Genomic DNA, 13233 nt, shown 5'->3' with positions numbered 1-13233 from the left:
GAAACATGGCAACGACACATTCCCAGGTATACTTGCAGTTTGTTTTATAGTAGGGGTGCATAGCCTCGAATCTAGTGATGAAGCAGAATTCCGTAGAGCATTCGATTAGTAACCCAATAGGAAGGCTCCTTTTTCTCCGCACAGTCTAAAGGGAGACCTTCCAATCTGTAAAATTTTGATTGATTCTATTGTATGAACAAGGTACAATTAAGATTATTTTTAAAAGGATCTTCGAACAACTGCTTTTCAATAAATCCTTCTTACATCCTTCAATGGAAACTCTTTTCTTCTTTTTCCATCCATAGTACATGAACTCATTTTTACTTATACAGGTTTATGGAGGAAATCGAAATACTTTTAAGTGTGGTGGCGAAATGGAAGTCAATATATCTAGTTTAGAAAATATGAAATTAAAAGAGCTGTATGAGTTAGCTCGAGAATATAAGGTGTCTTATTACAGCAAACTGTCGAAAAAAGAATTAATATTTGCAATTTTAAAAGCGCGAGCAGAGCGTCAAGGGTACTTTTTTATGGAAGGCGTTTTGGAAATTATTCAGTCAGAAGGCTTTGGTTTCTTACGTCCGATTAATTACTCGCCGAGCTCAGAGGATATTTATATCTCTGCTTCGCAAATCCGTCGTTTTGACCTCCGGAATGGAGACAAAGTCTCTGGTAAGGTTCGTCCACCAAAGGAAAATGAACGCTATTTTGGCTTGCTTCAGGTCGAGGCTGTAAACGGCGATGACCCAGAATCAGCAAAAGAGCGTGTTCACTTTCCTGGCCTAACGCCCCTTTACCCAGACCGTCAAATGAAGCTTGAAACAACGCCAAAGCATATTTCCACAAGAATTATGGACTTGTTGGCGCCAGTTGGTTTTGGACAACGTGGATTGATTGTCGCTCCACCTAAGGCTGGTAAAACAATGCTGCTAAAGGAAATTGCCAACAGTGTTACAACGAATCATCCTGAAGCTGAATTGATCGTGTTACTGATTGATGAACGCCCAGAGGAAGTAACCGATATCGAACGCTCTGTGGCCGGAGATGTGGTTAGCTCAACCTTTGATGAGGTGCCGGAAAACCATATTAAAGTAGCGGAACTTGTTTTAGAGCGGGCAATGCGTCTTGTTGAGCATAAGCGCGATGTTGTCATTCTCATGGACAGCATTACTCGTTTAGCGCGTGCCTATAACCTTGTAATTCCACCGAGTGGTCGTACGCTTTCGGGGGGGATTGACCCGGCGGCGTTCCACCGTCCAAAACGTTTCTTTGGTGCAGCCCGTAATATCGAAGAGGGCGGCAGCTTGACGATTTTAGCAACAGCGCTTGTTGATACAGGCTCACGGATGGATGACGTGATTTACGAGGAATTTAAAGGAACAGGGAATATGGAATTGCATCTAGACCGCTCACTTGCTGAACGTCGGATTTTCCCTGCACTCGACATTCGCCGCTCAGGAACGCGAAAAGAAGAGTTGCTTATTCCGAAAGAGCATCTGGATAAGCTATGGGCAATTCGTAAATCATTATCGGATTCACCGGATTTCGCTGAGAAATTCCTTCGCAGGCTGAAGCAAACGAAATCGAATGAAGAATTCTTTGAAATTTTGAATCAAGAAGCAAAGGCTCGTAAATAATTTTTCTTTTATAAAACTTGAAAGTATAAAAGTTTTAACCTAGAGAATTGTCTAGCTCCAGCGCCCTAGCGGCTAGTGTCCTTCGCTCTCCGCCCTACGATAAGTCAACATCGAATCGCTATCGCTCTTCGTGTTTCCTTTATCTCAGTTGGAGCGCTCCAGGCCATACGCCGCTGACCAGGGCGCTTGCGCTTTTCTGTTGGAAATTATTGTGGTCAAAACAAGCTTGATAAAATGGTATAGCCTTGCTATAATAACAACAGTGTGTTTTTGAAGTATTCACTAGGCACCATTCTCGTGCCCTACAATATAACTCTGTTTCAGCAAATGATTCAGGGCAAAAGGAGATGAAAAGGAATGAAAACAGGAATTCATCCAAACTACAAGACAATTACGGTGACTTGCGCATGTGGAAACACATTCGAAACTGGTTCTGTAAAGAATGAGCTTCGCGTTGAAACTTGCTCTGAGTGCCATCCATTCTATACTGGACGTCAAAAATTCGCTGAAGCTGGTGGACGTGTTGACCGCTTCAACAAAAAATACGGCCTTAAGAACGAACAGTAATTTAAAAATGAAAAAAACAGGCAAGAAGCAACATGACTTGCCTGTTTTTTATTGAGCAAAATAGATAAAAAACCACGCTTCGGGTACATAAACCGAGCTAATTTGATCTTAAGCAAGGAAGGGGAGGGCGTGCCTATGTATGTGATGAAGCACAGCGGCTGGATTGAAATTATTTGCGGCAGCATGTTTTCTGGCAAGTCAGAGGAATTGATTCGCAGGGTGAGAAGGACTCAGTTTGCTAAACAAAAGATTGCTGTTTTTAAACCGTTAATTGATAACCGTTATAGTGAAGAATCGGTCGTTTCGCATAACGGAACGTCTGTGATTGCCAGACCTGTGGCGAATTCCACAGACATTTTTCAGCATATCAGTCCTGAAATTGATGTCATCGCGATCGACGAAGTTCAGTTTTTTGATGAAGAAATCGTTCAGGTTGCTCAGCACCTGGCCAATAGTGGTCACCGAGTCATCCTTGCCGGTCTCGATCAAGACTTCAGAGGCGAACCCTTCGGTCAAATGCCTGCCTTAATGGCTGTTGCCGAACAAGTGACAAAACTCCAGGCTGTGTGTGCTGTCTGTGGTTCACCTGCAAGCAGAACCCAGCGTCTCATCAATGGGGAGCCTGCCTCTTTCTATGACCCCGTCATCCAAGTGGGTGCAGCCGAGTCGTACGAGCCTCGCTGCCGCCATCACCATGAGGTGCCAAAGGCGCCACGTGAACAGGAAGCCAATCCTAAAAGTGATCATGTAAAATAGGATGACGTTAAAAAACCAGCTTCTAGTGTAGAAGCTGGTTTTTTGATTGAGGTTCACAACACAAACTGGGATTTTTCGTTCTAAAATGGGTGTGGATACGGTACGGTGTTGGGTATTTATTCCTGTGCTGGGAATAAAACGTCTCTTAGGGGGAATATAATGCTCGAAACAGGGAATATAATGAGTTTTTTTCAATAAAGGCAGTCTAGATAAGGGTATTTTATGAGGTTTTTAACAGTATAGAGGTCAATTAACGATAAAAATACCCTTCTATAAGGCCCTTTTCTAGTATAGGTCATTAGGTTTTGTGCTTTTTCGGGTTAATGGAGCACAAATTATTAGCTAGCAGGATAAAATATAGGATAGATACCATACACGGTATTCCTTATGCTGAGACTAAAACGCTTAAAATCTCATAAACATCCGGGTTTATTTGCAAAACCTAATACCCACATATTATCATCAACACAATTTGATTTTGACGCAAATTTGTCCCTATACTATAATTAAGTAGTTATGGGTAAAAATGATAATATGAAAAAATCTACTTAATATATAGGCTTTGGTTTCCACAGCCAACATATAAAAATTTGAGGTGAATGACTTTGTTTGATCGTCTTCAAGCCGTAGAGGACCGCTATGAAAGACTAAATGAGCTTTTAAGTGATCCCGAAATTGTAAATGACCCAAAGAAACTTCGTGAATATTCGAAGGAACAGTCTGATATCCAAGAGACTGTCGAAGTTTATCGTGAATACAAAGTAGCAAAAGAACAGTTCCAAGACGCGAAAGCCATGCTTGAGGAAAAGCTAGATGCCGATATGCGCGAAATGGTAAAGGAAGAAATTTCTGAACTCGAGGAACAAATTGAAAATCTAGAAACTCGTCTAAAGATTCTTCTCGTACCAAAGGACCCGAATGATGATAAAAACGTTATTATGGAAATCCGTGGCGCAGCAGGTGGCGATGAAGCGGCGTTGTTTGCCGGTGATTTATACCGCATGTACAGCCGTTTTGCTGAAAGCCAAGGCTGGAAAGTTGAAGTCATGGAGGCTAGCACTACAGGAGTCGGCGGCTATAAAGAAATTATTTTTATGATTAATGGAGCCGGGGCTTATTCGAAAATGAAATTCGAAAACGGTGCTCACCGCGTTCAACGTGTTCCGGAAACAGAATCTGGTGGTCGAATTCATACGTCAACAGCGACAGTTGCCTGCCTTCCAGAGGCGGAAGAAGTTGAGATTGAACTTCATGATAAAGATATCCGTTTTGATGCCTTTGCTTCAAGTGGCGCGGGCGGACAGAGCGTTAACACGACCATGTCAGCTGTGCGTTTAACGCATATTCCTACTGGTATTGTCGTTTCTATCCAGGATGAGAAATCCCAACATAAAAATAAAGACAAAGCGATGAAGGTATTGCGTGCACGTGTTTATGATAAATTCCAGCAAGAAGCTCAAGCTGAATACGATTCTGTGCGTAAATCGGCTGTTGGAACGGGGGACCGTTCGGAGCGAATCCGTACGTATAACTTCCCGCAAAACCGTGTAACCGATCATCGAATTGGCCTAACCATTCAAAAGCTCGACCAAATCCTTCAAGGAAAAATGGATGAAATCATCGACGCTTTGATCATGGAAGACCAGTCTAGCCGTTTAGAGGCAGCATCCAATGAGTAAGAAACTATATGAAGCCCTCAACTGGGCTTCTTCTTTTTTAAAAGAAAAGCAGCGAGACGAGAACGTAGGTGAACTTCTGCTCCGCCATTTTACAGGGATGAGTCGCTCAAGACTATTTGCTGAGATGCGTGAGGATTTGCAGCCAGAAGTACTGGCGCAGTTTGAAGAAGCTGTTCGCCAGCATGAAAAAGGTGTACCTGTACAATATATTATCGGTTCAGAGGAATTTTACGGGCGCTCCTTCAACGTAAATCCAGCAGTACTCATCCCTCGTCCTGAAACAGAAGAATTGGTCTATGGCACGCTTAAACGCTTAGATTCGATGTTTGGCGCTGAGGGGGCTTTGGACCTCGCGGATGTTGGGACAGGCAGTGGGGCAATTTCGATTACGTTAAAATTGGAACAACCTCGCTTGAAGGTTACAGCAACGGACCTGTCTGATCAGGCGTTGGCAACAGCGCAAGAGAATGCAACAAGATTGGGTGCAGAAGTAGAGTTCATTCAAGGTAACTTGTTAGCGCCGTTTATTTCTTCTGGCAAAAAGCTTGATGCAGTGATATCAAACCCACCTTATATCCCAGTCGCAGATCAATTGACCATGTCTGAAATTGTCACCGAGCATGAGCCACATATGGCCCTATTTGCTGGTGACGACGGTCTAGATCTATACCGCAGATTTATGGTTGAATTGCCGCTTGTGTTAAAAGAAAAGGCGCTCGTCGGCTTTGAAATTGGAGCTGGTCAAGGAGAAGCTGTTTCAGACTTGTTAAAACAAACCTTCCCTGGGGCAAAGGTAGAAGTCGTGCTCGACATCAACAGAAAAGACCGAATGGTGTTTGCGGAAATTAGGTAGGGACGGTTCTCCTGTCTTTTTAACAATAAAAAGAACCGTCGGATTTCTCCCTGTTGACAATTCCTCCCATTCTGAGGTACCCTTAAGATAATTTCAAATAACGGAAGGGTGACCCAATAACGATGAAGTTCTAATCCTATTTTTACGAAAACAGATCATTTTAAAGGCATTGATTTAAAAGCAGATGGTTTCTGCGCTTATTTCGTGTTGCCTTTAAGAATTGTTTTCAGAATAGGATTGGATTTCAAGTGGTTGGGCTAAAGGGAGTGGTCTCTTTAGTTTTGTGCACCCATTTTTGACCTCCTATTCTGATTGTAGATAGGAGGCTTTTTATATGCCTCCGTAACAAAAATGGGGGCGATAGCTTGATTAGATTAGAAGCAAATTCATTGAGGTTATCAATAAAAGATCGGGTACTGTTGGATGTGGAAAGGCTGCAGGTAGGCAAAGAGGATCGAATTGGTCTTGTTGGTCGAAATGGAAGTGGAAAAACGACCTTGTTAGAGGTGTTTGCAGGGTTGCACTCACCTGAAGAGGGAACGGTCACCCATACTGGGAGTGTCGAGCTGTTACCGCAGTTAAAAAGGAATGATACTCATAAAAGTGGAGGCGAAGTGACCCAGGAATACATTAATAAAGCGTTGGTTCGAAAGGCTGACTTGTTGTTAGCAGACGAACCGACCACTCATTTGGATACAGAACATATTGAGTGGTTGGAAAAGAAGCTGAAGAGATGGCAGGGCGCACTTATTTTAGTCTCGCATGACCGGGTATTTTTAGATGCTATATGTACGAAAATCTGGGAAATCCACGAAGGAAAGGTAAAGGAGTACCCAGGAAATTACTCCGCTTACGCTGAACAAAAAGAAGTAGAGCGTCGTCAACACGAACAGGCGTATGAAAAATATGAGAAACAAAAGCAGCAGTTAGAGGACGCGATAAAATTAAAGGAAAAGAAAGCGGCAAGAGCCACGAAGGCACCCAAAAAGGTTAGTCCTTCAGAAGCGCGAATCACAGGTGCGAAGCCCTATTTTGCAAAGAAACAAAAGAAACTTGAAAAAACCGCCAGTGCGTTTAAAACAAGGTTAGAGAAGCTTGATAAGGTAGATAAGGTGAAAGAAGTGGAACCCGTTAAAATGAATCTACCAAATGAAGAAACGTTTAAAGGTCGAATCGTTCTTCGAGTCGAGAATGTTGGCGGGGTTGTTGGGAAACGTGTGTTGTGGAAGCCGGTTAGTTTTACCGTTAAAGGCGGCGAGAAGTTGGCGATTATTGGCCCGAATGGAAGTGGCAAAACGACGCTGGTGAAGAAAATCTTACAGAGAGAGGCAGGGATTACGGTTTCCCCAGCGGTCCAAATGGGGTATTTTAGTCAAACGATTGAGACCTTAGTTGTGGAAAAAAGTATCCTGGAGAACGTAAGCAGCACTTCGGTCCAGACGGAAACGTTTATCCGTACGGTATTGGCAAGACTTCACTTCTATCGGGAGGATGTCTATAAACCTGTTCAGGTACTGAGTGGCGGTGAGCGAATCAAGGTAGCCTTGGCAAAGTTGTTTGTGAGTGAGATCAACACGCTAATACTAGATGAACCAACAAACTTCCTTGATCTTGATTCTGTTGAGGCACTTGAGTCACTGCTGCAAGATTATGAAGGAACAATTATCTTTGTTTCGCACGACCGGCGGTTTATTGAGAAGGTAGGGACTAGAATATTGGTGATTGAGAATAAAGGTATTCACGTTTTTGAGGGTACTTATGAGGAATATAAAAACTATGAACCTCAAGAGCAGCGGGATCATACTGAAGATAAGCGAATGCTACTGGAAACAAAAATCACCGAAGTACTGAGCCGATTGAGTATCGCGCAATCTGAGGAGTTAGAGAAAGAATTTCAGACGTTGTTAGCGGAGAAGCGTGCGTTGAGGGCTAAGGGGGAGTAGGTTCTGGGGGTAATGGCGGTGAACAGTCCCACGTGCGGGAAAGAGGTCCATCGTGCCCAAAAGGAGGGGTGAACTATCTAAAAGGTAATGGAGGAAATTCCAGCGTGCCCAAAAAGAGTGTTCACTCATCCAAAAGGTAACGCAGGAGAATCCAGCGAGCCCAAAAGGGGTGTCTACTCATCCAAAAGGTAACGCAGGAGAATCCAGCATGCCCAAAAGGGTGCCCATCCAACAAAAAGGTAACGCAGGAGAATCCAGCATGTCCGAAAGGATGGGTGGACCGACCAAAAGGGAACGTAGGAAAGTCCAGCGTGCCCAAATGACTGTCCACCCAACAAAAAGGTAACGCAGGGAAATCCTTCGTGCCCAAAAAGGGTGTCCACCCACCAAAAAGGGAACGTAGAAAACCTAGGCTTGCTCAAAAAAGCATCCAATCAGTAATCTAAAAAAACAGATCAAAAAATCTTAAATTTACTAGTTTAAGAATCTAGCAATCTGTCCACACTGTGACTAGTGAAGGGATGGTGCTAGAAGATGAAAATCAAACAAAAGCGATTAGCTGAACTATATATTATGTTATTATGTGCTGCTACTATTTTAAATTTATATATGCCAACTACAGAGGCAACCTCACAAGATCCAATGGTGATTCCAAATGAAGCGATTCGGTTAAGAATCTTAGCGGACAGTGATTTGGAAAAGGATCAGGAAATCAAGCGTAAGGTTCGCGATGCGGTAAACGCGGAAATCACGAGTTGGGTAGAGAATCTAGTATCACTAGAAGAGGCTCGAAACGTGATTAAGGAAGGGATTCCTGAGTTACAGAAGATAGCGGAAGATGTCGTTGCTGAACATGGAAGCAATCAAACGGTGAAAACAGAGTTTAATAAAGTAAAGTTTCCGACCAAGCTATATGGTCAGTACTTGTACCCAGCAGGTGAATATGAAGCCGTTCTCATCACACTTGGAGAAGGGACCGGGTCCAACTGGTGGTGTGTCCTATTTCCACCACTATGCTTTCTAGACTTTTCAAATGGAGAAGCAACAAGTCCTGGGTTTGAAAACGGAAAAGCAGTTGAGGCCAGTTCAACGGAGAAAGTAGAATCAAAAGAAGCAGGAGAGCAAGTAGAAGAAGTAGAAGCAAACGAGGAAATAGAGGCAGAAGAGCAAGTAGAATCAAAAGGAACAGAAGAGCAGGTTGAAGAAGTAGAAGTCGTAAAGCAAGTTGCGGAGGTAGTAGTAGAAGAACAGCTTGAAGAAACGGTAGAAGAAAAGCAAGTTGAGAAAGGAGAAATCGAAGAACAGGTTGAAGAAATAGTAACCGAAGTGCAAGTAGAAGAAGTAGAAGCTGCTGAAAAGCTAGTTGAAGAAGATGTAGCTCCTACTGCAACTGCAGAAGAGCAAGAAGCTAATGAGTCCAAAAAGGAATCTAAAGTGCAACACGAAGAAAAAGAGGCAGACAACCTCGTAGCGGAAGAATCCGCACCGCTTTATGAAGACGAAGAGGAAGAGAAGGTTGAAGTGAAATTCTTCGTTGTGGAAATTTGGAATAAGATTTTTAGTTAAGGCTATCTTTCTTCAAATGCAATGGCACTATAGAAAAACACAATTTGAGAGAATAGAGCCAGTTAACATAAGATTTTTTTCAGCATTACCATCTCTATTAGGGTGTTAACTCAACCACCTTGAAACAAAACGAGCCTGAACTCAAAACAACAGTTTGAGTCAGGCTCGTTTCGTTTGAAAGCTTAAAGATCCTGCGCAAAACGCTCATCAGGGATCTTACTTAGCATTACATATAAAGAAACCGGTACAGATCCGGTGTTTTTGAACGCCATTTTTTCTTGGTTGCGGCAGTGAATCACTTCATTTTGTTGAACGACAGTGTCCTCACCGTCTACGTTAAACGTTCCTTCACCTTGCATCATTTGAATAAACACTTCACTGCCTGGATGGGCATGTGGTGGAAGCTCTTGTCCTGGTAAAAAGTTCAGTAAAAACACGGTACTATCGCCCTTTTTAAAGACAATACGTTTTGTGAATCGTTCTTCGCTAAACTCTTGATAGTGACTCAATGTTTGTTTTTCCATATAAATACCCTCCAAATAGTAGAATCTAGTATTAGTATATTCTTTCTACTGAAAAGAGTAGTGAAGCATATCACTACTTGAGAAAAAGATACGAAATGGTTCTATCTTTTCTACAATGCCCATACCTATATAGTAGAATTCAAAAAATGGGGTGGAAAAATGGAAGAGACCATTCGTAAGGCAGAGAAAAAGGATGTTAAAAGGTTAGAGTCGTTTTTATTAGAGGCTAACTTAAATACTGAAGGAGTAGCCGAAGCGATTGACTACTATTCGCTACTAGAAACAAAAAGTGGCGCCTTGAAGGCGTGCATCGGCATTGAGCCCGTGAATGGAGTGGGCATGCTGCGATCCTTTGTTGTTTCTGAGGGAACGTCCCAAGTGCAAATCCTCTTGTTATTTGACCGAGTAATTCGGATTGCGGAGGGGAATAATCTAAAGGCTCTCTATCTCGCAACCAATAAGGAAAGTGCCGTTTCCTTTTTTAATAAAATTGGATTTAATACGGTAAAAGATATTCCTGTGGCCCTTTACAACCATCCACATTTTGAGCAAGTATCCAATGTGGACAATACGATTATAATGGAAATGAAGGTAGGGATTGTGGATAACTCCTGATTTGTGGAGAAGTTTGGGGAAAATGTGGATATATCTAAAAAGTTATCCACTATTTTGACGATGTTATACACAATTTGTGGATAGAAACTTGTCATCGATTGTTTCTTCTTTTATACTTTCATAGAAATTGCATTCCTTAACCCCTAAAATATAGGGATAAAAGAACTAAACTGGGGACAATCGTCTCATTAATAAAAGGTGGACAAGTATGTTAACAAGTATGTGGAAAGTGGATAAAGATGTGGATAGGTTAATCACATATCCACAAATTGTCGAAGCGGCGCAAATTTTGACGAAAAATGAAGTAGTAGCTCTCCCGACTGAAACGGTTTATGGGCTAGGTGGAAATGCAGAAAGTGATGAGGCAGTTGCAAAAATTTTTGCTGCAAAAGGAAGGCCGAGTGATAATCCGCTGATTATTCATATCGCGAATCTCAACCAGCTAGGTGAAATTGTCAAAGAAATACCCGACATGGCGAAAAAGTTAATAGATGCGTTCTGGCCAGGACCTTTAACGCTTATTTTTAATAAAAAGATAGGCAAACTCTCAGAAAAGGCGACAGCGGGATTATCCACAGTTGCGGTCCGCATGCCGAATCATCCTGTTGCCTTGGCTCTAATCGAGGCTGCACAATTGCCAATTGCCGCACCAAGTGCCAATCTATCAGGTCGTCCAAGCCCTACCACAGCGCAACATGTCCATGATGATTTAAATGGAAGAATTGCAGGGATAATGGACGGAGGACCAACGGGTGTTGGAGTAGAATCCACTGTTGTGGACTGTACAGGGGATATCCCTGTGATTTTACGGCCAGGTGGAATTACGAAAGAACAGCTTGAAGGCGTGATCGGGGAAGTGTCAACGGACCCTGCTTTAACCGATCATACTCAAGCGCCAAAGTCGCCGGGAATGAAGTATCGCCACTATTCTCCGAATGCTCCATTGTATTTGGTTGCAGATGGTGTGAACAAAATCCAAGAGCTTGTAAATGAAAAACGAGCGGAAGGCATGAAGGTTGGTGTGATGACCACCGAAGAAAATGTCGAAAACTATCAAGCGGATGTGATCTTTCCATGTGGACGCCGAGTTCAGCTCGAAACCGTTGCGGAGGCCCTTTATGACACACTAAGAGCTTTTAATGAGGTTGATGTGGATATCATCTTCGGTGAGATATTCCCCGAAACAGGTGTCGGCGTTGCAATTATGAATCGATTAACAAAAGCATCGGGTTATCCGATTATCTAAACGTGGGAACGTACCCTTTATTTCCTTTACGGGGTGCATTTTCAAGGAACGGATAGAACTGGCTTCTAAACTCTGGAGGACGTGCATATGTTGAAATAGCAAGTCCACGTATGTCCAGGGAGGCTAGAAGATGGGAGCAATACTCGGAGAACTCGTAACACTATTGTTGATGGCCTTTGCGCTAGGAATGGATGCTTTTTCGGTTGGTTTAGGCATGGGGATGTTTAGGCTATCGTTAAGGCAAATTGCTAAAATAGGAATCATGATTGGAATCTTTCATGTTTGGATGCCTCTCGTTGGCATGATCGCCGGACGTTTTTTATCTGAACAATTCGGAGCAATCGCCAGCTATCTTGGTGGAGGATTGCTGATTTTATTAGGGATCCAAATGGTTCGGTCTAGTTTTAAGGAAGAGGAAGAAAGTTTAATTGCACCGGTTGGCAAAGGTTTACTATTTTTTGCCTTCGGAGTGAGTCTGGATAGCTTTTCAGCCGGATTGACACTTGGGATATACGGTGCAAAAACGATTCTCGTGCTGATTTGCTTTGGAGCAGTCGCAACAATGTTAACTTGGTTGGGCTTGTTGCTGGGGCGAAGAGTCCAGGGTTGGCTTGGACAGTATAGCGAAGCGTTAGGCGGCGGAATTCTCCTTGCTTTTGGTTTGAAATTGTTATTTTAAAATAAAGAAAACCTCATATAGGGGAAAGAACTATTTTTCAATTGTTTCATACATATAAAAATAGTGTAATATTTTGCTGGACACCTACATTTGGGTGTCTTTTTTTTCTGTTTTTCAACATTAAAACGTATAATAATTGTACAAGGTAAAAATAAAGGAGGCTGACGCATGAAAAAGGTTTTGTTTGTTTGTACAGGAAATACTTGTCGGAGTCCGATGGCAGAGGCAATTTTAAAAAGTAAAAACATCCCTGGTCTTGAGGTAAAATCAGCGGGGGTATTTGCCGCTGAAGGGAGCGCAGCCTCGGCGAATGCTGGAAAGGTGCTGACGGAAAATGAAATTGATTATAACCATCAGTCAACCCAGCTTTCGGCAAAGGAAATCGACTGGGCATCCATTGTTCTGACGATGACCACTAGTCATAAAGACGCGGTATTAAGTCACTTTCCACAAGCAAACGAGAAAACGTTCACTTTAAGTGAATTTGCTGGTCAGGAAGGGCGAAATATTGCAGATCCATATGGAGGTAGCATTGAAATCTATCGTGCTGCATTTAGAGAAATTAAAGATGCGATTGAAAAAGCAGAGGAAAAGTGGAAACAATAAGCTGTGATTTCAATAAGGAAATCTTTTTATTTTAATAGGTTTGTGAGAAAATAACGGTGGAATTAGGATGGAATGAGGAGGAATGTAAGGATGAAGGTTGCAATTGCGTCCGACCACGGCGGCTTAAATATCCGTGAAGAGATCAAACAGCAGATGGAAGAAATGGGCATTGAGTATGAAGATTTCGGGTGTGACTGCGACACATCAGTCGATTATCCCGATTATGCACTTCCAGTTGCAGAGAAAGTCGCAGCAGGAGAGTTCGATCGAGGAATTTTAATTTGTGGCACAGGAATCGGAATGAGCATTGCGGCGAACAAGGTTAAGGGCATTCGTTGTGCACTTGTTCATGATGTTTTTAGTGCAAAGGTGACTCGTCAGCATAATGACAGCAACATCATTGCGATGGGTGAGCGCGTTATCGGCCCAGGCCTGGCACGCGAGATCGCTAAAGCTTGGTTAACATCTGACTTCGAAGGCGGTCGACACGCTAACCGTGTTGGGAAGATTACCGAATACGAGAATAAGTAAGAGATCTGAGGGGAAAGCATCTTAAACACAG

The 13233-nt window shown here is 42.7% G+C and carries 13 protein-coding genes; 12 read left to right on the top strand and 1 reads right to left on the bottom strand.

Annotated elements, in window-relative coordinates:
- Positions 1 to 374: 374 nt before the first annotated feature.
- The 7 genes from rho to spoIIR all read left to right on the top strand — a co-directional run bounded on the left by rho (position 375) and on the right by spoIIR (position 9001).
- Positions 375 to 1637 (top strand): transcription termination factor Rho, encoded by a 1263-nt coding sequence (rho, locus tag H0185_RS11570; RefSeq protein ID WP_221873643.1) that lies wholly within the window; start codon positions 375 to 377, stop codon positions 1635 to 1637.
- Between the two features lie 357 nt (positions 1638 to 1994).
- Positions 1995 to 2204, top strand: coding sequence for a 50S ribosomal protein L31 (rpmE, locus tag H0185_RS11565; protein ID WP_221873642.1), 210 nt, complete (start codon positions 1995 to 1997; stop codon positions 2202 to 2204).
- A 135-nt stretch (positions 2205 to 2339) separates the two neighbouring features.
- Positions 2340 to 2960, top strand: coding sequence for a thymidine kinase (locus H0185_RS11560; protein ID WP_221873796.1), 621 nt, complete (start codon positions 2340 to 2342; stop codon positions 2958 to 2960).
- 605 nt (positions 2961 to 3565) lie between these two features.
- Complete coding sequence (gene prfA, locus H0185_RS11555; protein ID WP_221873641.1) at positions 3566 to 4639, top strand: peptide chain release factor 1; 1074 nt, start codon at positions 3566 to 3568, stop codon at positions 4637 to 4639.
- Positions 4632 to 5492: a peptide chain release factor N(5)-glutamine methyltransferase gene (prmC, locus tag H0185_RS11550; RefSeq protein WP_221873640.1), complete on the top strand. Its 861-nt coding sequence runs from the start codon at positions 4632 to 4634 to the stop codon at positions 5490 to 5492. Before prfA ends, prmC begins: the two co-directional genes overlap by 8 nt.
- Before the next feature lie 365 nt (positions 5493 to 5857).
- Complete coding sequence (locus H0185_RS11545) at positions 5858 to 7435, top strand: Vga family ABC-F type ribosomal protection protein (RefSeq protein ID WP_221873639.1); 1578 nt, start codon at positions 5858 to 5860, stop codon at positions 7433 to 7435.
- Between the two features lie 534 nt (positions 7436 to 7969).
- Positions 7970 to 9001 (top strand): stage II sporulation protein R, encoded by a 1032-nt coding sequence (gene spoIIR / locus H0185_RS24475; protein ID WP_221873638.1) that lies wholly within the window; start codon positions 7970 to 7972, stop codon positions 8999 to 9001.
- A 182-nt stretch (positions 9002 to 9183) separates the two neighbouring features.
- On the opposite strand, the gene H0185_RS11535 is transcribed toward spoIIR, so the two are convergent.
- Positions 9184 to 9525, bottom strand: a complete 342-nt coding sequence (locus tag H0185_RS11535; protein ID WP_221873637.1) for a cupin domain-containing protein — start codon at positions 9523 to 9525, stop codon at positions 9184 to 9186.
- Positions 9526 to 9684: 159 nt separating this feature from the next.
- On the opposite strand from H0185_RS11535, the gene H0185_RS11530 reads away from it, so the two are divergent.
- From H0185_RS11530 to rpiB, 5 genes are all read left to right on the top strand, one after another.
- Positions 9685 to 10140 (top strand): hypothetical protein, encoded by a 456-nt coding sequence (locus tag H0185_RS11530; RefSeq protein ID WP_221873636.1) that lies wholly within the window; start codon positions 9685 to 9687, stop codon positions 10138 to 10140.
- Between the two features lie 208 nt (positions 10141 to 10348).
- Positions 10349 to 11386, top strand: a complete 1038-nt coding sequence (locus H0185_RS11525) for an L-threonylcarbamoyladenylate synthase (protein WP_221873635.1) — start codon at positions 10349 to 10351, stop codon at positions 11384 to 11386.
- A gap of 130 nt (positions 11387 to 11516) precedes the next feature.
- The gene (locus H0185_RS11520) at positions 11517 to 12065 is read left to right on the top strand and encodes a manganese efflux pump MntP (RefSeq protein ID WP_221873634.1); all 549 of its coding nucleotides are present in this window, start codon (positions 11517 to 11519) and stop codon (positions 12063 to 12065) included.
- A gap of 168 nt (positions 12066 to 12233) precedes the next feature.
- A complete protein-coding gene (locus H0185_RS11515; protein ID WP_221873633.1) occupies positions 12234 to 12671 on the top strand; it encodes a low molecular weight protein arginine phosphatase in 438 nt (145 codons plus the stop codon).
- A gap of 90 nt (positions 12672 to 12761) precedes the next feature.
- On the top strand, positions 12762 to 13202 hold the full coding sequence (gene rpiB / locus H0185_RS11510) for a ribose 5-phosphate isomerase B (protein WP_221873795.1): 441 nt from the start codon (positions 12762 to 12764) through the stop codon (positions 13200 to 13202).
- Positions 13203 to 13233 lie beyond the last annotated feature (31 nt).

It is taken from the genome of Mesobacillus maritimus (assembly GCF_019749255.1).
GTDB classification, from domain to species: domain Bacteria; phylum Bacillota; class Bacilli; order Bacillales; family Cytobacillaceae; genus Mesobacillus_B; species Mesobacillus_B maritimus_A.
The sequence above is the reverse complement of the archived record's forward strand: the minus strand, read 5'-3'. Positions and strand labels throughout refer to the sequence as shown.